Origin of the sequence: Oceanobacillus chungangensis (assembly GCF_003369565.1) — a bacterium.
Classification (GTDB): domain Bacteria; phylum Bacillota; class Bacilli; order Bacillales; family Amphibacillaceae; genus Oceanobacillus; species Oceanobacillus chungangensis.
Genome location: NZ_PIOD01000011.1, coordinates 155700 through 176506, shown reverse-complemented (window position 1 = coordinate 176506; position 20807 = coordinate 155700). Strand labels below are relative to the sequence as shown.

The 20807-nt window shown below is 35.1% G+C and carries 25 protein-coding genes; all 25 read left to right on the top strand.

What is annotated here, in order from left to right; genetic code table 11:
* The first annotated feature begins 26 nt into the window (after positions 1-26).
* The 25 genes from CWR45_RS10925 (at position 27) to CWR45_RS10805 (ending at position 20703) form a co-directional block, all read left to right on the top strand.
* Complete coding sequence (locus CWR45_RS10925) at positions 27-245, top strand: flagellar FlbD family protein (RefSeq protein WP_115749894.1); 219 nt, start codon at positions 27-29, stop codon at positions 243-245.
* The gene (fliL, locus tag CWR45_RS10920; RefSeq protein WP_115749893.1) at positions 238-657 is read left to right on the top strand and encodes a flagellar basal body-associated protein FliL; all 420 of its coding nucleotides are present in this window, start codon (positions 238-240) and stop codon (positions 655-657) included. The genes CWR45_RS10925 and fliL overlap by 8 nt, the downstream gene beginning before the upstream one ends.
* Positions 658-693: 36 nt before the next feature.
* Positions 694-1689: a flagellar motor switch protein FliM gene (gene fliM / locus CWR45_RS10915; protein ID WP_115749892.1), complete on the top strand. Its 996-nt coding sequence runs from the start codon at positions 694-696 to the stop codon at positions 1687-1689.
* Positions 1679-2851 carry a flagellar motor switch phosphatase FliY gene (fliY, locus tag CWR45_RS10910; RefSeq protein ID WP_115750099.1) on the top strand — a complete coding sequence of 391 codons (1173 nt, stop codon included), beginning with the start codon at positions 1679-1681 and terminating at the stop codon, positions 2849-2851. The genes fliM and fliY overlap by 11 nt, the downstream gene beginning before the upstream one ends.
* A 20-nt stretch (positions 2852-2871) precedes the next feature.
* Positions 2872-3234, top strand: a complete 363-nt coding sequence (gene cheY / locus CWR45_RS10905; RefSeq protein ID WP_115749891.1) for a chemotaxis protein CheY — start codon at positions 2872-2874, stop codon at positions 3232-3234.
* Positions 3235-3250: 16 nt separating this feature from the next.
* Complete coding sequence (locus tag CWR45_RS10900; RefSeq protein ID WP_115749890.1) at positions 3251-3919, top strand: flagellar biosynthetic protein FliO; 669 nt, start codon at positions 3251-3253, stop codon at positions 3917-3919.
* Complete coding sequence (gene fliP, locus CWR45_RS10895) at positions 3912-4577, top strand: flagellar type III secretion system pore protein FliP (RefSeq protein ID WP_115749889.1); 666 nt, start codon at positions 3912-3914, stop codon at positions 4575-4577. The genes CWR45_RS10900 and fliP overlap by 8 nt, the downstream gene beginning before the upstream one ends.
* Positions 4578-4602: 25 nt before the next feature.
* Positions 4603-4872, top strand: a complete 270-nt coding sequence (gene fliQ / locus CWR45_RS10890) for a flagellar biosynthesis protein FliQ (protein ID WP_115749888.1) — start codon at positions 4603-4605, stop codon at positions 4870-4872.
* 3 nt (positions 4873-4875) lie between these two features.
* Positions 4876-5655, top strand: coding sequence for a flagellar biosynthetic protein FliR (gene fliR / locus CWR45_RS10885; RefSeq protein WP_115749887.1), 780 nt, complete (start codon positions 4876-4878; stop codon positions 5653-5655).
* Position 5656: 1 nt separating this feature from the next.
* Positions 5657-6736, top strand: a complete 1080-nt coding sequence (gene flhB, locus CWR45_RS10880) for a flagellar biosynthesis protein FlhB (protein ID WP_115749886.1) — start codon at positions 5657-5659, stop codon at positions 6734-6736.
* Between the two features lie 19 nt (positions 6737-6755).
* Complete coding sequence (gene flhA, locus CWR45_RS10875) at positions 6756-8792, top strand: flagellar biosynthesis protein FlhA (protein ID WP_115749885.1); 2037 nt, start codon at positions 6756-6758, stop codon at positions 8790-8792.
* Positions 8789-9913 carry a flagellar biosynthesis GTPase FlhF gene (gene flhF, locus CWR45_RS10870; RefSeq protein ID WP_115749884.1) on the top strand — a complete coding sequence of 375 codons (1125 nt, stop codon included), beginning with the start codon at positions 8789-8791 and terminating at the stop codon, positions 9911-9913. The genes flhA and flhF overlap by 4 nt, the downstream gene beginning before the upstream one ends.
* Positions 9906-10766: a MinD/ParA family protein gene (locus CWR45_RS10865; RefSeq protein ID WP_245975414.1), complete on the top strand. Its 861-nt coding sequence runs from the start codon at positions 9906-9908 to the stop codon at positions 10764-10766. Before flhF ends, CWR45_RS10865 begins: the two co-directional genes overlap by 8 nt.
* Position 10767: 1 nt before the next feature.
* On the top strand, positions 10768-11826 hold the full coding sequence (locus tag CWR45_RS10860; protein WP_342770177.1) for a protein-glutamate methylesterase/protein-glutamine glutaminase: 1059 nt from the start codon (positions 10768-10770) through the stop codon (positions 11824-11826).
* A gap of 20 nt (positions 11827-11846) precedes the next feature.
* Positions 11847-12317, top strand: a complete 471-nt coding sequence (locus CWR45_RS10855) for a chemotaxis protein CheW (RefSeq protein ID WP_425453619.1) — start codon at positions 11847-11849, stop codon at positions 12315-12317.
* Positions 12318-12321: 4 nt separating this feature from the next.
* Complete coding sequence (locus tag CWR45_RS10850; protein ID WP_115749881.1) at positions 12322-12957, top strand: chemotaxis protein CheC; 636 nt, start codon at positions 12322-12324, stop codon at positions 12955-12957.
* Positions 12954-13454 carry a chemotaxis protein CheD gene (locus tag CWR45_RS10845; RefSeq protein ID WP_115749880.1) on the top strand — a complete coding sequence of 167 codons (501 nt, stop codon included), beginning with the start codon at positions 12954-12956 and terminating at the stop codon, positions 13452-13454. The genes CWR45_RS10850 and CWR45_RS10845 overlap by 4 nt, the downstream gene beginning before the upstream one ends.
* Positions 13455-13608: 154 nt before the next feature.
* Positions 13609-14385, top strand: coding sequence for a FliA/WhiG family RNA polymerase sigma factor (locus CWR45_RS10840; RefSeq protein WP_115749879.1), 777 nt, complete (start codon positions 13609-13611; stop codon positions 14383-14385).
* Between the two features lie 490 nt (positions 14386-14875).
* Positions 14876-15331, top strand: coding sequence for a DUF6115 domain-containing protein (locus CWR45_RS10835; protein ID WP_115749878.1), 456 nt, complete (start codon positions 14876-14878; stop codon positions 15329-15331).
* 194 nt (positions 15332-15525) lie between these two features.
* Positions 15526-16278 (top strand): 30S ribosomal protein S2, encoded by a 753-nt coding sequence (rpsB, locus tag CWR45_RS10830; protein WP_115749877.1) that lies wholly within the window; start codon positions 15526-15528, stop codon positions 16276-16278.
* Between the two features lie 194 nt (positions 16279-16472).
* The gene (gene tsf / locus CWR45_RS10825; protein ID WP_115749876.1) at positions 16473-17360 is read left to right on the top strand and encodes a translation elongation factor Ts; all 888 of its coding nucleotides are present in this window, start codon (positions 16473-16475) and stop codon (positions 17358-17360) included.
* A 125-nt stretch (positions 17361-17485) separates the two neighbouring features.
* Positions 17486-18208 carry a UMP kinase gene (pyrH, locus tag CWR45_RS10820; protein WP_115749875.1) on the top strand — a complete coding sequence of 241 codons (723 nt, stop codon included), beginning with the start codon at positions 17486-17488 and terminating at the stop codon, positions 18206-18208.
* Between the two features lie 2 nt (positions 18209-18210).
* Complete coding sequence (gene frr, locus CWR45_RS10815; RefSeq protein ID WP_115749874.1) at positions 18211-18768, top strand: ribosome recycling factor; 558 nt, start codon at positions 18211-18213, stop codon at positions 18766-18768.
* A 366-nt stretch (positions 18769-19134) separates the two neighbouring features.
* Positions 19135-19896 carry an undecaprenyl pyrophosphate synthase gene (locus CWR45_RS10810; protein ID WP_115749873.1) on the top strand — a complete coding sequence of 254 codons (762 nt, stop codon included), beginning with the start codon at positions 19135-19137 and terminating at the stop codon, positions 19894-19896.
* A 15-nt stretch (positions 19897-19911) separates the two neighbouring features.
* Complete coding sequence (locus CWR45_RS10805) at positions 19912-20703, top strand: phosphatidate cytidylyltransferase (RefSeq protein ID WP_115749872.1); 792 nt, start codon at positions 19912-19914, stop codon at positions 20701-20703.
* Positions 20704-20807: the final 104 nt, after the last annotated feature.

Sequence of the window (20807 nt, the reverse complement as noted above, 5' to 3'; positions counted from 1 at the left end):
TCTAGTAGTGCGCTCCTGCCAATATTATGATTCAATTATTGCGTTTAAACGGAGAACCGTTTACATTAAATGCCGTTTTGATTGAACAAATTCAGTCTTTGCCAGATACAACAATAACTTTGCTTAATGGCAAAAAGCTAGTGGTAAAGAACCCTGAAAAAGAAGTGGTTCAATTAATAACAGCATATTATCAAACTATTGGATTACAAAGAATTCATATTGAAGCAGGTGAAGAAAGTGAGTAGGTCAATTAAAGCATTCATAATCTTTCTCGTAATATTACTAATCGCTGCTGTTGCTGCGCTAGTAGTAGTATTGAATTCTCCTAAAGAAAACGTTCAAGGTAAAGAGTTAACAATTGACGAAGTAGTTGAATATTCCTATGAATCTCCAGAAATTACCACCGACCTTGAAGATGGCAGCTTTGTACGGATTCAGTTTCAAATTTTAACTGATAGTGAAGAAGCAAAAGAGGAAGTAACCAAGAGAGAATTCCAGTTAAAAAACATTATTATTAAAGAACTGGCAGTAATGAATGAAGAAGATTTTAAATCAGGTCTTGGAAATCTAGAGGATATATTAAGAACGAAATTAAATGAAGTAATGAAGGATGGCAGCATAACAGCTGTCTATACGATAAATAAAATTCTGCAATAGTAGATAGATACTCCAATCTGGAGGTGAGTATTTGTAATGAACGAAATTCTTTCGCAAAATGAAATTGATGCATTGTTATCTGCTATAAGTTCAGGAGAAATGGATGCCGAAGAATTAAAAAAAGAAGAGCAGGAAAAAAGGGTTCGTGTCTATGATTTTAAACGAGCATTACGTTTTTCCAAAGATCAAATAAGAAGTATCTCAAGAATACATGAAAATTATGCACGATTATTAACGACATTCTTTTCAACACAATTTAGATCGTTTGTTAATATCTCAGTGACTTCAGTAGACCAAATACCGTTTGAAGAATTCATTCGTTCTGTTCCTAAAATGACGATATTAAATATATACAGCGTCGAGCCACTCGATGGTAGACTAATTATGGAAATTAACCCGAACATCGCATATGCAATTTTAGATCGGATTCTAGGTGGAAAAGGAAGTAGCACTTATAAAAATGAAGGATTAACGGAAATTGAAAAAATACTGTTAAGGCAAGTGTTTGAAAAAGCAGAAGAAAGTTTGACGGAAGCATGGTCATCAGTTACGGAGATACATCCGAGATTAGAGGATTTCGAGGAGAATCCACAATTTATACAAATGATTTCTCCTAATGAAACGGTTGTTGTAGTTTCATTATCAACGGCAATTGGTGAGACAAGTGGGATGATTAATATTTGTATACCACATATTTTACTCGAACCAATTATTTCGAAATTATCTGCCCATTATTGGATGCAATCTCCGAATAAAGAGCGAGATTCAGAAAGCTATAATAAATTAACAAAACATATTCAACAAACACAAATAGATGTAAAATCAATATTGGGTGAGACGACGATATCAATTCAAGAGTTCTTAAAGTTGAATAATCAAGATGTTATTGCGTTGAACCAACCAATAGATGATCCACTTACATTAGTAATTAATGATAAACCTAAATTTAAAGTACAGCCAGGAAAGTATAAAAACAAAATGTCTGTGCAAGTATTGGAAGAAATTAAAGGGGTGAATGAAGATAATGAATGACGGTATGCTGTCTCAGGACGAAATTGATGCATTATTAAACATAAGTTCTGATAACGATAACGTAGAGGAAAAAGAATCTGACTCACAAGGTTATCTATCCAGTATTGAAGTTGACACACTAGGTGAAATTGGAAATATTTCATTCGGTAGTTCTGCAACAACACTATCAACCTTGCTGAATCAAAAAGTGGAAATTACTACACCTCGTGTAGCTGTTATTGAAAATAGTGAACTGAAAGAAGCATTTTCATTTCAGCCCGTAAGTATCCAAGTGAATTACACAGACGGTTTTACAGGTAAAAGTGTATTCATTATTAAGGCAAATGATGCTGCGATTATCGCAGACATTATGCTTGGAGGAGACGGAACAAGTCCGGATACGGAATTGAATGAAATCCATTTAAGTGCTGTCCAAGAAGCAATGAATCAAATGATGGGTGCAGCAGCAACTAGCATGTCTACCATTTTTAGCAGGAAAGTAGACATTTCACCTCCATCCATTTTAGATGATTCCGTAACAAACGAAACTTTCTTTGATGAGGAGGCCTATGTTCGAGTTTCATTCCGATTAATGGTAGGAGATTTGATTGACTCGGATATGATGCAACTAATGCCAATGCAATTTGCTAAGCAGTTAGTTGATCAATTATTGAATGAAGATACAAATAGAGAATCAGAAAACTTAACTACTGAAGTTGCAGCTACAATAGAAACTTTGGAAAGAACTATAGATCCTAAAATAGAATCAGTTCCACAAACGGCATCAACTAATAAGCAATCTGCTGAACAACCAGTAGCTCAGGTACCGCAATTTTTAGGAAATCAGTTAGGTGCAGAACAGGCAACAATTCAAGAAGCATCATTTTCTAACTTTGAAAAAGTGGAATTAAATCAATCTGAACAAAGAAATTTGGATATGCTCCTTGATATTCCTTTAAAAATTACCGTTGAGCTTGGTCGGACGAAACGATCTATTAAGGATATTCTCGATCTCACATCAGGTTCAATTATTGAGCTAGACAAACTAGCAGGTGAACCAGTAGATATTCTTGTTAATGATAAATTAATCGCTGAGGGCGAAGTAGTGGTAATTGATGAGAACTTTGGTGTCCGGGTGACGGATATTATTAGTAAGCCAGATCGTTTATTGAAATTAAAATAACTAATTATGGGGGAATTATAATGGCACAACGAATTTTAGTAGTAGATGATGCAGCATTTATGCGTATGATGATTAAAGATATTTTAACTAAGAATGGCTTTGAAGTTGTTGGTGAAGCACAGGATGGGGCACAAGCTGTTGAAAAATATAAAGAACTCTCACCTGATCTAGTAACAATGGATATTACGATGCCTGAAATGGATGGAATCACTGCCTTAAAAAATATCAAAGCATTTAACCCTGAAGCAAAAATTATTATGTGCTCTGCGATGGGGCAGCAAGCAATGGTTATTGACGCAATACAAGCTGGAGCGAAGGATTTTATTGTAAAACCGTTTCAAGCTGATCGTGTAATTGAGGCAATCCAAAAAGCTTTAAATTAAGAAACGAGTGAGTATCTTGAAATTTAAAATCATTGTTTACTTATGTGTTGCCGTTGTTCTGTCACTATATGTATTTCCTAGTATTACAGTAGTGGCAGCAACATCGAACGCTAAGGATTGTATTGAGAAAGATATTGATTGTGATGAAATGAATGATAACTTACATAGTGATAGTAAAGAAGAAAATGAAGAACTTTTAACAGGCGGGGATAATACAGAAGCACTCGCACTGTCTATCGTGAGGATGTTTTTTGCCCTAGTATTAGTACTAGCTCTTATATACTTCCTATTAAGATTTTTAAATAAACGTAATAAATTATTAAATAATCAAGTAAAAGCATTAGAAAAATTAGGTGGCATATCTCTCGGGCAAAATAAAACGATTCAGCTGGTAAGGGTTGGCAATCAAGTTTTCCTACTAGGTGTTGGTGATAATATCGAGCTGTTAATGGAAATTACAGAGGAAGAAGTGAAAGAAGGTCTATTACATAAAGATGAGAATCTTACAAATGATTTCATTTCTAGTTCGCTTTTTAGCTCGATTTTCCAATTGAAAACAGATGACAATAAAGCTACAGATGGCAAGAAGTTCAAAAAGTTGTTTTCTAACGAACTTGATGAATTAAAGAAAAACAGAGAGAAATTGATTAAAACGCAAGAGCAGAAGGAAGATAATAATGAATGAATTTGTTGATATGTTTTCGAGCTCTGACCCCTCAAATGTAGCGACATCTGTTAAATTAATTTTATTACTAACAGTTTTATCATTAGCGCCAGGAATCTTAATTTTGATGACGAGCTTCACAAGGATCATTATTGTATTGTCATTTGTTCGAACATCACTCGGTACACAACAAATGCCGCCAAACCAAGTTTTAATTGGTCTTGCACTATTCTTGACCTTTTTCATCATGGCACCAATATTTAATCAAGTATATGAGGAAGCATTAGAACCTTTATTTGCAGAAGAAATAACATTGGACGAAGCATATGACAATGCCAGTACACCATTAAAAGATTTCATGGCTAGCCACACAAGACAAAAGGATTTAGCATTATTTTTAAATTACTCACAAATTGAACAGCCTGAAACAATCCAGGATATTCCGCTAACGACATTAGTTCCAGCTTTTGCGATTAGTGAATTAAAAACAGCATTTCAAATGGGCTTTATGATTTTCATACCGTTTTTGGTTATTGATATGGCTGTTGCTAGTATTCTCATGTCAATGGGGATGATGATGTTACCGCCAGTAATGATTTCATTACCATTTAAAATCTTATTATTTGTTTTAGTAGATGGCTGGTATTTAATTACACATTCGTTGTTAGATGGTTTTTAGCAGGATGAAAGGGGCTATAAGGTAAATGAGTAGTGAATACGTTTTGGCATTGGCAGAAAATGCAATATCAACACTGTTACTTGTAACAGGACCTTTATTAATTTTGGCCCTTGCTGTTGGTCTGCTTGTGAGTATTTTCCAAGCTACAACACAGATTCAAGAACAAACATTGGCCTTTGTCCCGAAGATTATTGCAGTATTAGTTGGACTAATATTTCTCGGTCCATGGATGTTAACAACGATGGTAGAGTTTACTGCATCAATATTTCAAAGCTTAAACCAGTTTGTGGGGTAAATTATGCTTGAATTAATAAATTTGAATAGTCTACCAGTATTTCTATTAATCTTTGTAAGGGTAATGGCCTTTTTTGTTACAATGCCTTTATTTTCTTATCGTACAATTCCAGTTCAATATAAAATTGGATTTAGCTTTTTCTTAGCATTAACAATGTTCTATACAGTTGATACGTCCTTGATTGCGATCGACGAGATGTTCCTCTTGCTGCTTATGAAAGAGATAATTGTCGGAATGTTAATTGGACTTATCGCGTTTATAATTCTTTCTGCTATTCAAGTAGCAGGGGGGTTAATTGATTTTCAAATGGGATTTGCGATTGCCAATGTAATGGATCCACAAACAGGGACTCAAAGTCCAATAAGTGGACAGTTTTTGAATATCACATCATTATTATTTCTCTTATCAATCGATGGTCATCATTTAATTATCGATGGAATTTATAATAGTTATCAATTCATTCCAATAGATACTTTTATTCCATTTGAAAATAAATCAATTGCTGATTTTGTTATCCATTCGTTTAATAATATGTTTATTATTGCTTTTCAAATTGCGCTGCCTATTGTTGGTTGTTTATTTTTAGTTGATATTGCGCTAGGTATAATTGCACGAACGGTTCCACAGCTGAATGTTTTTGTTGTTGGGCTGCCACTGAAAATAATCGTAGGCTTAGTCGCACTTTTAATATTTCTACCGCTTTATATGTCATTAGCACAGTATTTATTTGATACGATGTTTAAGACGATGCGTGGGTTAATGCAATTATTCGGAGGTGCTTAACTTGCAACTAAAAATGGAATTACAGTTTTTTGCAGGTGAGAAGACTGAGAAGGCAACTCCAAAGAAAAGACAAGATGAACGTAAAAAAGGTAAAGTGGCAAAAAGCCAAGATGTTAATGCGGCGATTTTATTATTAAGTTGTCTTGTTACCTTAATTCTGTTTAGTAATTATATATTAGGTCATATGACCACACTATATGAACAATTTTTTACAAATTATATAGATCAAGAAGTTACCGTCTCTAGTGTAATGCAAACTTTCTTAATAACAGTCTTTGAGCTTATGAAAATGGTAGCTCCTATATTTATAATTGCAATTATCGCAGCACTTGCTTCAAATTTTTTACAGATAGGTTTTTTATTTACAACCGAATCACTAAAGTTTGATTTGAAGCGAATTGATCCCATTCAAGGTGCCAAACGGATATTTTCAATCCGAGCTTTAGTAGAGTTATTAAAATCATTATTAAAAATTGTTTGTATCGGTGCAATCACATTCTTTATCATTTGGATATATAAGGATGAGATGCTAATGACCGCCTTTACGACGGCAGAGAATGCACTATCTTTTTTCGGTACGGTCACAACGACAATGGGTATTTCTGCGACGATTGCATTATTATTTTTAGCCATACTTGATTATGCGTACCAACGTTTTGATTATGAAAAAAACTTGAGAATGTCAAAACAAGATATCAAAGATGAGTATAAAAATATGGAAGGTGACCCATTAATTAAATCTAAGATTAAAGAGAAACAAAGGCAAGCAGCGACAAGACGAATGATGAGCGAAGTGCCAAATGCAGATGTAGTTATTACGAACCCGACGCATTACGCAATTGCAATAAAATATGATGAGCAAAAAGCAAGCGCACCATATGTTATTGCACTAGGTGTTGATCAAACGGCATTAAAGATTAAGGAAATTGCAAAAGAACATGATGTCGTCATGATTGAAAATCGGCCGCTAGCGCGGGCCTTATATAAAGCCGTTGAAATTGGTGATGTCATACCAGAGGAATTTTACAAGGCAGTTGCCGAAATTTTGGCATATGTTTACCGACTAGAGAAAAAAGCTTAAGCAATGAGGAGAGTCATCCATGAAAGTACGAGATTTATCCGTTCTTGTAGCGGTAATTGTAGTAATAATGATGCTAGTAATTCCATTACCGGGATGGCTATTAGACATACTTATTTTAGTGAATATAACCTTGTCCCTAATTGTTATTTTAGTATCAATGAATACGACGGAAGTGTTACAGTTTTCCGTATTTCCTACATTGATTTTATTATTAACGTTATTTCGCCTAGCACTAAATGTATCAACGACAAGAGCGATATTATCAGAAGGAGATGCTGGTGGTGTTGTAGATACGTTTGGATCATTCGTAATTGGTGATAATCCATTAGTTGGTTTTGTAGTATTTATCATACTAGTCATTATCAACTTCCTAGTCATTACGAAAGGTTCGGAGCGTGTATCTGAAGTAGCAGCAAGGTTCTCCCTTGATGCGATGCCAGGAAAGCAAATGGCTATTGATGCAGACTTAAATGCTGGTCTAGTTTCCGAAAAAGAAGCAAGAGAAAGACGTGAAAAAGTGGAAAGAGAAGCGGATTTTCATGGTTCCATGGATGGTGCCAGTAAGTTCGTTAAAGGCGATGCAATTGCTGGTATCATTATTGTTATTATTAATATCGTATTTGGAATTATCATTGGAATGATGCAAATGGGAATGCCAGTTGGCGAAGCTGTTACAACCTTTACTCGTCTAACTGTTGGTGATGGGTTAGTAAGTCAAATCCCAGCATTATTAGTATCAACTGCAACAGGTATTGTAGTGACTAGATCAAGTGGTTTAGGAAATTTGGGCACACAAGTAACAGGACAGCTAACGCAATACCCGAAATTATTATTTATTGCTGCTGGAACAATGTTTCTAATAGGAGTAATTACTCCTATTAATTTCTTATTAACTACAACACTTGCGGGATTATTAGCAATCAGCGGTTACATGTTGTTAAAACAGTCTAATGAACCAGAAATAGCAGATATTGAGGAAGATGTACAGGCTGAAAGTTCTGCGATGCGATCCCCGGAAAATGTAGTGAATCTATTAAGTATGGATCCTATAGAATTTGAGTTTGGTTATGCACTTATTCCATTAGCAGATGCAAATCAGGGTGGGGACTTATTGGATCGAATTGTGATGATTCGCAGGCAATTAGCGATAGAACTTGGAATCGTTATTCCAGTAGTGCGTATCCGTGACAATATTCAACTTAATCCGAATGAGTATCGGCTCAAGGTTAAAGGGAATGTCGTAGCTTCAGGTGAATTACTATTAGATCATTATTTAGCGATGGCTCCAGGTATTGATGACGACGAAATTGAAGGTATCGACACGAAAGAACCTGCATTTGGTTTGCCAGCTAAATGGATAAGCGAAGAAATAAAGGATGAAGCTGAATTGTCAGGTTATACAGTGGTGGATCCACCATCTGTTGTCTCGACACATATTACTGAGGTAATTAAGAATTATGCACATATTTTACTAGGAAGACAAGAAACGAAACAGTTAATTGACCACCTTAAAGAATCATATCCAATTTTAGTTGATGAGGTGACACCAGAGCCACTTGCAACTGGAGATATTCAAAAAGTCCTTGCAAAATTATTAAGAGAAAGTATTTCAATTCGCAATTTACCAATCATTTTCGAAACACTGGCTGATTTTTCGAAGTTAACTAACGATACCGAGCTATTAGGGGAATACGTAAGGCAAGCATTATCTGCTCAAATTACAAAGCAATATACAGCTGATGACCTGTCCTTAAAAGTGATCACAGTATCAGGAAAAGTAGAAAAAATAATTGCTGAAAATATTAAACAAACGGAGCATGGTAATTTTCTATCTTTAGACCCGGAATCTCAGCAATCGATAATTAAAACGGTTCATGCAGAAGTAGAAAAGCTAACGCTTCAAGAAGAAACAGCAATAATATTATGTTCCCCAGCAATTCGCATGTATTTAAAACAGTTACTAGACAGGTTCTTACCTCAGGTTGTCGTACTGTCATATAATGAGCTAGAACCAAATGTACAAGTTCAAAGTGTTGGAGTGGTGAATGTAGCATGAAGATGAAAAAGTATATAGCGCCAACAATGCTAGAAGCAATGAAAGAAATACGAAAAGAACTTGGACCAGATGCTGTTATATTAAATTCACAAGAAATACAGCAGGGTGGCATTTTGGGCTTATTTAAGAAAAAAAGAATTGAAGTAGTTGCTGCACTTGATTCTGTGCCAAAGCAACGTAAATTAGAAGAGAAGAGAATGGTGCAAGAAAAAAAGCTGGACCACTTTTTGCCGCAAAGAGCAAATAATGAAAGTGCAATTGTCTTAAGTGAGTTAAAGCAGCTTAAAAAAATGATGGAATATCAAGCCGAGAAAGTGAATCAATACCCGATACAATATCAAGAAATGTATCAGCATTTGCTCTATCATGAGATTAGTTCTACAATTGCACGACAAATTATCGATGCGCTAATTGCCAGGCATGAAGCAGCCGAAATTACTGCTGATATGGATACAGTGAAGCGAGATACGAAAGAGCTCATTAATGAAATGCTTCAGGATATACCATTTAACAGTATCGCATATGAGAAAAAAGTGATTCAATTTGTTGGTCCAACTGGGGTTGGAAAGACGACGACAATTGCTAAAATTGCTGCGAATATGATATTGAAGGATCATAAAAAAGTTGCATTCATAACAACAGATACATATCGGATAGCGGCAATTGATCAATTGAAAACATATGCGAAAATATTAAATATCCCTTTAGAAGTAGCATATTCTATTCCTGATTATAAACGGGCAGTGGAAAAATTCCACGATTATGATGTCATTCTCGTGGATACTGCAGGCAGAAACTTCCGAGATGAGAAATATGTACGTGAATTAGAAAAAAGTGTGGCCATGCAAGTTGCGATGGATACGTATGTTGTACTATCCTTAACGGCTAAACCACAAGATATTATAGAAATATATAAGCAATTCAGGCATCTTTCCGTAAAAGAAGTAATCTTTACGAAGCTTGATGAAACACGGCAGTATGGTAGTATGCTTAATGTTGTAATAGATAATCAGATAGGCGTTGCCTATGTTACAAATGGACAAGATGTACCTGATGATCTAATGAAAGTATCTACCGAACGAATTGCAGAACTTCTTGTAGGTGATTTTGGTGATGCATGATCAGGCTGCAAGCTTACGTAGAAAGTTAGCAATATCAAGTGATTCAAAGCAAGCGAAGACACTATGTATTATTAGTGGTAAAGGTGGAGTCGGCAAATCCAATATTGCAGTTAATTTTTCGTTGGAATTAATAAATGAAGGAAAGAAAGTACTGCTGATTGATTTAGATGTTGGAATGGGAAACATTGATATATTATTAGGGTTGCATGCAAAGAAGTCAGTCTTTGATTTGTTCCATCACTATGAATCGATACACGATATTATTGAACTAGGACCTAAGAACCTGGGGTTTATAGCAGGAGGATCCGGTGTTAATGAATTCTTTTCGTTAGATGAAGGGAAGAAGGATCACTTTTATCAACAATACAATGATGTTGTTCAACTGTATGACTATATTCTTTTTGATATGGGTGCGGGAGTGACGAAGGAAAGTTTATTCTTTATTCTTGCAGCGGATGAATGTATCGTCGTTATGACACCAGAACCAACGTCGATTATGGATGCATACAGTGCGATAAAATTTGTTAATGGTAGTAACAGAGATATGCCTCTATCAGTTATCATGAATCGCTCTTCCTCACAAAAGGAAGGAGAACAATCATTGGAAAGATTTAAGCAAGTTGTATCGCAGTTTCTGCAAATCGAAATTGAGAAACTCGGTATTTTACCAGAGGATAAGAGCGTCACTAATTCCGTAATTAAACAGACCCCATTTATATTGTTTAATAGGCAGTCAAAAATATCAAAAGCGATGCAAGCACTGACTTATAACTATTTAAACATTACAAAAAATAGTAATACAAAAGAAACTTCATTTATCCAGAGGTTAAAACAAATGCTATTGGAGAGGTAAAATGATGAAACCGATTCGAGTTATCATAATTGATGATTCCGCATTTATGAGAAAAGTTATCACGGATATATTATCTAGTGATCCACGTATTGAAGTAGTTTCGACAGCACGTAATGGTGAAGATGGTCTGAAGAAAATCGAGATGTTTAACCCAGATGTTGTGACAATGGATATTCACATGCCTGTGATGGATGGGATAGATGCATTACAGGAAATTATGCTTAAGAATCCATTACCAGTCGTAATGTTATCTAGTGTCTCGGAAGAAGGAGCATCCAGTACAATTGAAGCTATCTCTAAAGGCGCCGTAGATTTTATTATGAAGCCTTCAGGACCTATTTCGCTAAATTTGACTTCGATCAAGGAAGAGATAATCCGAACAGTTATCACTGCTTGGCAAGTTAATTTTAATAAGTCTAAACAGTTAAGGAAATTCAATACTGTAACAACGAGGAAAACAGCGAAAAAGATTTTCGATAATACTATTATAGCAATTGGTACGTCAACGGGTGGACCTAGAGCATTACAGCAAGTATTGACAGATCTTCCCGGTGATTTTATTCCGCCAATATTAATTGTACAGCACATGCCTCAAGGGTTTACGAAGTCACTTGCTAATCGTTTAAATACCTTGACTAAAATAGAAGTGAAAGAAGCCGTAGATGGAGAGATAATTAAAAATAATACGGCATATATTGCACCAGGAAATTTCCATATGAAGGTAGTCAGAGTAGGGCAAATAATAAAAATTAAATTATCAAAAGAAGCCTTAAGAAATGGACATCGTCCTGCAGTAGATGAACTATTTGACTCCGTCGCTACGCTGACGAGCACAAATAAAATTGCTGTTGTACTAACTGGGATGGGGAATGATGGGTCAGAGGGTATCAAACGCTTAAATGAAATGGATCCACAAACAATCGTTTTGTCAGAAGCAAAAGAAACAGCAATCGTATTTGGAATGCCGAAAGCAGCTGCTGACACCAAATTAGTTGATCATGTTGTCCCACTGCATCATGTAGGGGAAATGCTAGTAAAATTAGAGAGAAATTTGAAGTAAACGCTAGGGAGGAAACCATGATGGAGAAAGATATTACAAATGATGGAAAAGTTATTGTTTTTCAATTAAAAGATGAAGAGTATGCATTACCAGTAGACCAGGTAGGGGCTATTGAGAAGATGCATACAATTACAAGGGTTCCACAAACTTCTGGATTTGTTAAAGGAGTAATAAACCTTCGAGGTGTTGTTACACCAATAATAGATTTACGATTACGTTTTGGTATGGAAGAAATTGCAGTCAGTGAATCGACACGCATTATCATTGTTACACTGCCTGAGATGGAAGTGGGATTAATTGTTGATGCTGCAAATGATATTATTGATGTGCCAGAAGAAATGATCGAACAACCGCCTGCTGCTATTGGTTCTATTGATATTGATTATATTGATGGTGTGACCAAATACAATAATCGTCTAATAGTACTGCTTAATTTACAAAAGGTATTAAAAATGGAAGCAAATGAATCTTTAGTATTCTTGGAAGACTGAGCAAATGGAATATTTTAACTTGACGGGTACTCAAAAGGACCTTTTACGAGAAATTGGAAATATTGGCGCAGGAAATGCTGCAACATCGATGGCAAAGTTAACGAATAGAAAGATTAATATGCAAGTTCCTTCTGTTAATATTCTCGATTTTGATCAGATGATGGAAATGATTGGTGGTCCCGAAGAGTTAGTTGTTGCGCTGCTCTTTCAAATTAACGGGGAAGTTCCTGGGACTGTTTATTTTATTTTGAAAGTAGAAGAAGCGGAAATGTTAGTCAGGAATTTAACTGATAACCACGACTTTTCATTGACAGATAATCATTCGGTGAATGAAGTGACGTTATCTGCACTGCAAGAAATTGGAAATATAGTAACGGGTTCATATCTTACTGCATTATCGGATTTTACGAATATTAATATGCAGCCATCTGTACCACATCTAAGCATCGATATGGCTGGTGCTGTTTTAACAATGGGAATAATTGAACTCTCACAGGTTTCTGATTATGCGATTATTATTGATACGAAGATTGAGAGTAGTAATCTTGAAGATGGCATCCATGGAAATTTCTTTTTTGTTCCACACCCAGAGGCATTATCAAAATTATTTACAGCGTTAGGAATAAGTGAACATCTATGAAAAATTCAAATCAAACAGTGATAAGAGTTGGCATTGCAGATTTGAAGTTTGTAAAAGCACCAGATACAATCCGGACACTAGGTCTCGGCTCTTGCGTTGGGGTCGTTGTTTATGACGATACGAAGAGAATTGCAGGATTGGCCCATGTACTACTTCCTGATTCATCACATACAAAGCAAACTAATTTAAATGCATTTAAATATGCTGACACTGCTATTCCGATCCTAGTGGATGAGTTAGTTCGAAATGGTGCAAGTAAACTGCGGTTAAAAGCAAAAATCGCCGGAGGAGCTCAAATGTTTCAGTTTACGTCAAACTCTGATACGATGCGAATCGGTGCTCGAAATGTTGATATGGTAAAAGAAATGTTAAAGGGATTTGAAATACCAATTGTATCCTCTGATGTGGGTGGTAATTCCGGTAGGACGATAGAGTTTGATCCGATAACAAGTGAATTAAAGATTCGAAAAGTACGAAGTGACGAATATGTTATTTAAGCTTGTTTCTATAATTTTAATGCTTCTTGTATCAATGTTCAGTTAAAAGCTTTGCTGATTTCATCGGTAAATGGTTGCATTTCGCAGTCACCGTCATTTTTACTACATAATTAGTTGCATGTTTATTCTAAGGGCGAAGGAGGAGCAATTTAATATGACAACTAATGATACTCCTATCGAACAAGAACATTGGGATAATTGGGTAAAGTATCGCAGCAATGATGCTGCAAACGAGCTAATTGTTAATTATATGTATTTGGTTAATTTTCATGTGGAGAGAATATCGAGCAATTTACCGAAAAGCGTGAATAAAGATGATGTAAAAAGTCTTGGTTTACTTGGATTGTATGATGCATTAAAAAAATTTGATCCTAGTCGGGACTTAAAATTTGATACCTATGCATCTTTTCGTATAAAGGGAGCAATTCTAGATGGTCTGAGAAAGTTAGATTGGCTACCTAGATCACTCAGAGAAAAGACGAAGAAGGTAAATCAAGTTTCAATTGAATTAGAGCAAGCACTAAAAAGACAGCCTAGCTCCAAGGAAATTGCAGAACAAATGGGCATATCAAGCAGGGAGGTTGAATCGATTGTTAGTGATTCACTTTATGCAAATGTCCTCTCTATCGAAGAGAAACCGAAAAACAATGCAGAAGAATTAAAAGAAGGAATTGGTTATTCAATCCCAGATGAGGCAACTTTGCCAGAGATGCAGTTGCTTCAGGGTGAATTAAAAGACGAACTAGTGATGGGGATTAAAGCTTTAAATAAGAATGAGCAAATGGTTGTAAGCCTATTCTATTATGATGAATTAACTTTTACAGAAATTGGTCAGATTTTAGGATTGACTACTTCAAGAATATCTCAAATTCATAAAAAATCGATCTTCAAACTGAAAAATACGTTAACTAAAATTCAAAAGTCATCGTAGCCTCCAAAGGTCAATACCGGTGATTTATTGCGCAAGAACCAAGTATACGTATTTCATGTTTAAGGCAAAGAAACGGTATTCGCTATGCTAAGCCTAAATTAGTGAATTTTGCAGAAGTAATTTAACAGCTTGATGAGCAAATCGATATAGGAGAGGAAGCAACACTGTGGGTTAGAAATAATATTCATGCCACTGTTATTGTTTCCTTTGGAAAATATAAGCGATTTAATTAAAGTAATTATTATTTTGTACCTATGAATTTAATTTAAAATAATATTGTCATCAATCTTTTTTAATTAAAAGTTGGTACTAATATTTTCGTTAAAATGGGTGGGAAGACGAACAAAATCCCCATGGCTGATTTGCTACGCACGGAGGGAAAGGAAGCTCGCTGCAGCTTTAGCACTAGAACTAAAAGTGGCCGACCATGCATGGCAACAAAATAAGTAATCTTTTATACTTTCCTATTCTTTTAGACAGGAGGAAAATCATGCAGTCACTATTACTTATAATTAGTTTTTTAATACATATTGTTGCATTATATGCAATCTATCGACTTTCTCAACAGTTACAATCATTTAAAAAAGCAGATACTGCAGAAATAACGGAATTATTCGAATTGTATTTACAAGAAATAAAGGAAGAGAATAATCGATTGCAAGATAAAATTAGTTCCAAAACACCTCCTCATATCAAGCCTGAGAAGACTCAAGTTGTGTCTAATAATCTAAAAAATGATAATCACCAGAAGGAAATCAATGTTGAACCTACAGCAAAGTATGCTGCGCCATTTATTGATGCAAAGGTTGATGATTTAATTGAAACTTCATTAGAAGCAAGAATATTACAGCTTCACCATCAAGGGATGTCGATTACAGAAATAGCACAAAAATTAGACCGCGGAAAAACGGAAGTAGAACTATTTATTAAATTGCATCAAAAATAATAAAAAAGCTTGATTACATTGTATCATTATGTTATAGTAACTTCTGGTGTAAATACTATGTTCAAACTAATTGAATAGGTAAATAAAACACACGTCTGGTGATTTATGTGAAGGGTGCCATTGATATCATTGGTCTTTACATGAAGATGATCTGGACGGAGGGAAATACAAAAACCAAATAGGAGGAATTTATCATGGCAGCAATTTCTATGAAGCAACTATTAGAAGCTGGTGTACATTTCGGACATCAGACTCGCCGTTGGAATCCAAAGATGAAAAAATACATCTTCACGGAACGTAACGGAATTTATATCATTGACCTACAAAAAACAGTTAAGAAGGTTGATGAAGCGTACAATTTTGTAAAGGAAATCGCATCAAATGGCGGTACAATCCTTTTCGTTGGTACGAAAAAACAAGCACAAGACTCAGTAAGAGACGAAGCAATTCGTTCTGGTATGTACTTTGTTAACCAACGTTGGTTAGGTGGTACACTTACAAACTTCCAAACAATCCGTAAACGTATCAATCGTCTAAAAGACATTGAGCGTATGGAAGAAGATGGAACATTTGATGTTTTACCTAAAAAAGAAGTTGTTAATTTATTAAAAGAAAAAGATCGTTTAGTTAAATTCTTAGGTGGAATTAAAGAAATGAAAAAGCTACCTGATGCTTTGTTCATCGTTGACCCACGTAAAGAACGTATCGCGATCGCTGAAGCTCATAAATTAAACATTCCGATTATCGGGATTGTAGATACAAACTGTGATCCAGATGAAATCGATTATGTTATTCCAGCAAATGATGATGCTATTCGTGCGGTTAAACTTTTGACATCTAAAATGGCAGATGCTATTTTAGAAGTGAAACAGGAAGAAGAAGTTGAAGAAGTTCCTGTAGAAGAAGCTGTTACTGAAGAAGCTGCAGAAGAATCAGAACAAGCGTAATCGCATTTTAAAACGAGGACCTAACGAAACCTTTAGGTATTAAGTAGCCTTCGTTGCACTAATATAGAAAGAAAAGCATGCTTTCCTTTCTACCAAAAAGGTTAGGGTGATAAGAGGAGAGGAACCTTTTATCACCTTTTTTTAAGAGTTTATTTTGAGAGACAAGCCTGATAATTTTAAAGGAGGACAAAAACATGAATATTACTGCAAAAATGGTAAAAGAACTACGTGAAAAAACTGGTGCAGGTATGATGGATTGTAAAAAAGCACTTCAAGAAACAGAAGGTAATATCGATAAAGCAATTGACTATCTTCGTGAAAAAGGAATTGCAAAAGCTTCTAAAAAAGCAGACCGAATTGCTGCTGAAGGTGCTACATTTGTAGATGTAGACAACAATACTGCAGTTCTTCTAGAAGTGAACTGTGAAACTGACTTTGTAACGAAAAACGACATGTTTAAAGACTTACTAGGTGAGTTAGGAAAACACTTAGTTAAAGAGCAACCTGCAAACGTGGAAGAAGCATTACAACAAAAACTTCATGGTGATGGAGAAACAGTAGAAACATTCATCAATGCAGCAATAGCTAAAATCGGTGAGAAGATTTCTTTACGTCGTTTCACAATCTTTAACAAAACAGATAATGATGTGTTTGGTGCTTACTTACATATGGGTGGAAGTATCGGTGTTCTATCTGTATTAGAAGGAACAAATGATGAGCAACTTGCAAAAGATATTGCAATGCATATCGCTGCTGCTAAACCTAAATACGTTTCACGTGATGCAGTTTCTGAAGAAGAGACAAATCATGAACGTGAAATTTTAAAGGCACAGGCGCTAAATGAAGGCAAACCTGAAAACATTGTTGAAAAAATGGTAGAAGGACGCCTAAATAAATTCTTTGAAGAAATTTGCCTACTTGACCAAAGCTTTATTAAAGATCCAGATCAAAAAGTGAAAAAATATGTAGCTGATAAAGGTGCTACTGTTACTTCATTTGTTCGTTATGAAGTTGGTGAAGGATTAGAAAAACGCGAAGAAAACTTTGCTGAAGAAGTAATGAGCCAAGTCAACAAAAAATAGTAATTTAAATATAGTTATATGTTGGGATAGGGGACAAATTTTGTTCCCTATTTCAACATAAACGCTAACATTTTTACAGAATATTTAAATTACATATAAAATATCAAGCTTCTATGGAGGTAATTATGACAACAGCAAAGTACCGTAGAATAGTGCTGAAATTGAGTGGAGAAGCCTTAAGTGGTGACCAGGATTTTGGTATTAATCCTAAAACGATTAAATCAATTGCAGAGCAAGTGAAAGAAGTAGTAGAATTAGGTGTTGAAGTAGCCATCGTAGTTGGTGGAGGAAATATCTGGCGTGGGAAAGTCGGTAGTGAAATGGGAATGGACCGTGCATCAGCGGATTATATGGGGATGTTGGCAACGGTAATGAATTCCTTAGCACTTCAAGATGGACTAGAAAATGTCGGAGTTGAGACTCGAGTACAAACATCAATAGAAATGCGTCAGGTTGCTGAACCATACATAAGAAGAAGAGCAATCAGACATTTAGAGAAGAATCGCGTTGTCATTTTCGCTGCTGGAACAGGGAATCCGTATTTCTCTACAGACACAACTGCGGCATTAAGAGCTGCTGAAATCGAAGCGGAAGTAATCCTAATGGCTAAAAATAATGTGGATGGCGTTTACACAGCGGATCCTAAATTAAATAAGGATGCGACGAAATACGAAAGCTTATCTTACATGGAAATGTTAAATGAAGGACTTGGCGTTATGGATGCAACAGCTTCATCACTAAGTATGGATAATGATATCCCATTAATTGTATTTTCTATCACAGAAGAAGGAAATATTAAAAAAGTTGTCGAAGGTGAAATAATCGGGACAACAATAAGGGGGAAATAAACATGTCAGATGTAATTATGAAAGAAATGAAAGATAAAATGGAACAAACTGTTCAAGCTTTTTCAAAAAGCTTAGCAACTGTAAGAGCTGGGCGTGCTAATCCAAGTCTTTTGGATGGTGTAAACGTGGATTATTATGGTGCTCCAACACCATTAAATCAAATAGCTTCTATTGCGGCTGCAGAAGCAAGATTATTAGTAATCACACCTTATGATAAAACAGCAATTAAAGATATTGAGAAAGCAATTCAAATTGCAGATCTTGGTCTCGCACCATCAAATGATGGAAATGTTATTCGTATTAGTATTCCTGCACTTACAGAAGAGAGACGAAAAGATTTAGTTAAAGTGGTAAGCAAGTATACGGAAGAATATCGTGTGCAAGTAAGAAATGTACGTCGTGATGCAAATGATCAATTGAAAAAAGAAGAGAAAAACGGTGAAATTACTGAGGATGAACTAAGAAGCTCACAAGAATCCGTTCAAAAAGAAACAGATAATTTCATTGCTAAAATCGAACAGTTAGCGAAAGAAAAAGAACAAGAAATTATGGAAGTGTAATAATATATAAAGGCCATTCTATTATTAAATAGAGTACTTTACCTTTATTTATACACCTTTTACGTGTAAAATAATATAAGAATCGCCCTCTTGTATAAGGGGGCTTTTGTATTTTTATCATCTCCTCGTTATAATAAAAGGAATTCGATGTTATAATAAGACAGAATAAATTGTGTAGTGTTTATCAGGAAAGTATAGGCAGTTGAAGTATGTACAATTTTCGAAAATGATATTGTCAATTCTCACATTTGAAATCACATTGATGGCATTGTTATATTAACTTTACGCGTAATATAATTCCTTATTCATTCATAATAATTATGTAAGAGGTAGACGTAATCTATCAACACATGCGGAGGACAAACGATGGCGATGAAAATTCCATTTTTAAAAAGTAAACAAATAGAGCAACATAAACAAGAATCTATAGAAAATATTCCAAATCACGTCGCAATTATTATGGATGGAAATGGGCGATGGGCGGAGAAGCGAGGATTACCTCGGATTGCTGGACATCAAGCAGGTGTTAAGACCGTGAATAAGATTGTGAAAACCGCTGTTGAAGCAAATATTCAAATTCTCACGTTATATGCTTTCTCAACCGAAAATTGGAATAGACCGAAATCAGAGATTGATTTTATAATGAAATTACCAAAGGAATTTTTGCATATTTATCTCCCAGGATTAATTGAAAATAATGTAAGAATCAACATCATAGGTGATATTTCAACACTACCAAAGCATACTCAAGAATCTGTCCAATATGCGATTGATAAAACGAAAGATAATGACGGTTTACTATTAAATTTTGCACTTAATTATGGAAGCAGATCAGAAATTATGCGCGCAATAAAGCAAATCATGACTGATATTGACGGCTCTAAGCTATCAATTGATTCAATTGACGAGAAGGTATTCTCTGAATATCTTTATACACATAATTTAACAGATCCAGATTTATTAATTCGAACTAGTGGTGAACAACGTTTAAGTAATTTCTTATTATGGCAATTAGCTTACACCGAATTTTGGTTTACAGATGTACTATGGCCAGACTTCGATGAAGCAGTATTTGGACAAGCGCTGGAAGAATATCAACACCGAAAAAGACGCTACGGAGGTATATAAGGAGAGGTCAGATTTATGAAGCAACGAACGATCACAGCACTATTAGCCCTAATTGTATTCGTTCCATTTGTTATTATCGGCGGATGGCCATTTAAAATATTGGTAGCTGGTTTAGCAACAATCAGCTTATTTGAGCTAATTCGAATGAGAAAAAACAATGGATATTGGGTCAGTTCTATTTTAGCAGCATTATTACTTTGGGTCATATTACTATATAACCAATCGGAAATATTTTCATTTCTCGTTTTATCTGAGCTGGAAATAATTACAATCATTATTTTACTATTATTATCCTATATCGTGCTTGTAAAGAATAAATTTACATTTGATGATGCTGGGTTTATCCTACTAGCAACCTTCTATGTTGGATTAGGATTCTATTATCTAATGGAGACAAGAGACGGTGCGAATGGCCTAAGCAATATATTTTATGCCTTCTTCATTATTTGGTCAACTGACACTGGAGCGTATCTATTTGGCCGCGCATTTGGAAAACGTAAACTTTGGCCAACGATTAGTCCAAATAAAACTGTTGAGGGAGCGATCGGTGGAATCGTACTTGCTTGTGTAATTGCGGTGATTTTCCATCTAATTCACCCATTCCCACATTCTTTACTTATCGTAATAGGGGTTACAATACTTGCGTCAATATTTGGGCAAATTGGTGATCTTGTAGAATCTGCATTAAAGCGGAATTATGGTGTAAAAGATTCAGGGAAAATTCTTCCTGGTCATGGTGGTATTTTGGATAGATTTGATAGCTTATTATTTGTTCTTCCTATACTACATATCATTCAATTTTTGTAAAAAAATATGACCTTAGAGTTGTACTATTCTTCAATTTAAGTTTAAATTTACTTAGAGTTTTAGTTCTAAAAGTACGGAATAATGCGCATCGAAATTCTCTCTTT

Coding starts and splice junctions, on each gene's coding strand:
- rpsB (WP_115749877.1), top strand. CDS start 15,526: ATGGCAGCAATTTCTATGAAGCAACTATTAGAAGCTGGTGTACATTTC.
- CWR45_RS10925 (WP_115749894.1), top strand. CDS start 27: ATGATTCAATTATTGCGTTTAAACGGAGAACCGTTTACATTAAATGCC.
- CWR45_RS10835 (WP_115749878.1), top strand. CDS start 14,876: ATGCAGTCACTATTACTTATAATTAGTTTTTTAATACATATTGTTGCA.
- CWR45_RS10810 (WP_115749873.1), top strand. CDS start 19,135: ATGGCGATGAAAATTCCATTTTTAAAAAGTAAACAAATAGAGCAACAT.
- CWR45_RS10840 (WP_115749879.1), top strand. CDS start 13,609: ATGACAACTAATGATACTCCTATCGAACAAGAACATTGGGATAATTGG.
- fliM (WP_115749892.1), top strand. CDS start 694: ATGAACGAAATTCTTTCGCAAAATGAAATTGATGCATTGTTATCTGCT.
- pyrH (WP_115749875.1), top strand. CDS start 17,486: ATGACAACAGCAAAGTACCGTAGAATAGTGCTGAAATTGAGTGGAGAA.
- cheY (WP_115749891.1), top strand. CDS start 2,872: ATGGCACAACGAATTTTAGTAGTAGATGATGCAGCATTTATGCGTATG.
- fliR (WP_115749887.1), top strand. CDS start 4,876: ATGCTTGAATTAATAAATTTGAATAGTCTACCAGTATTTCTATTAATC.
- CWR45_RS10855 (WP_425453619.1), top strand. CDS start 11,847: ATGGAGAAAGATATTACAAATGATGGAAAAGTTATTGTTTTTCAATTA.
- flhA (WP_115749885.1), top strand. CDS start 6,756: ATGAAAGTACGAGATTTATCCGTTCTTGTAGCGGTAATTGTAGTAATA.
- fliP (WP_115749889.1), top strand. CDS start 3,912: ATGAATGAATTTGTTGATATGTTTTCGAGCTCTGACCCCTCAAATGTA.
- CWR45_RS10860 (WP_342770177.1), top strand. CDS start 10,768: ATGATGAAACCGATTCGAGTTATCATAATTGATGATTCCGCATTTATG.
- fliQ (WP_115749888.1), top strand. CDS start 4,603: ATGAGTAGTGAATACGTTTTGGCATTGGCAGAAAATGCAATATCAACA.
- frr (WP_115749874.1), top strand. CDS start 18,211: ATGTCAGATGTAATTATGAAAGAAATGAAAGATAAAATGGAACAAACT.
- tsf (WP_115749876.1), top strand. CDS start 16,473: ATGAATATTACTGCAAAAATGGTAAAAGAACTACGTGAAAAAACTGGT.
- flhF (WP_115749884.1), top strand. CDS start 8,789: ATGAAGATGAAAAAGTATATAGCGCCAACAATGCTAGAAGCAATGAAA.
- CWR45_RS10865 (WP_245975414.1), top strand. CDS start 9,906: ATGCATGATCAGGCTGCAAGCTTACGTAGAAAGTTAGCAATATCAAGT.
- CWR45_RS10850 (WP_115749881.1), top strand. CDS start 12,322: ATGGAATATTTTAACTTGACGGGTACTCAAAAGGACCTTTTACGAGAA.
- CWR45_RS10805 (WP_115749872.1), top strand. CDS start 19,912: ATGAAGCAACGAACGATCACAGCACTATTAGCCCTAATTGTATTCGTT.
- CWR45_RS10845 (WP_115749880.1), top strand. CDS start 12,954: ATGAAAAATTCAAATCAAACAGTGATAAGAGTTGGCATTGCAGATTTG.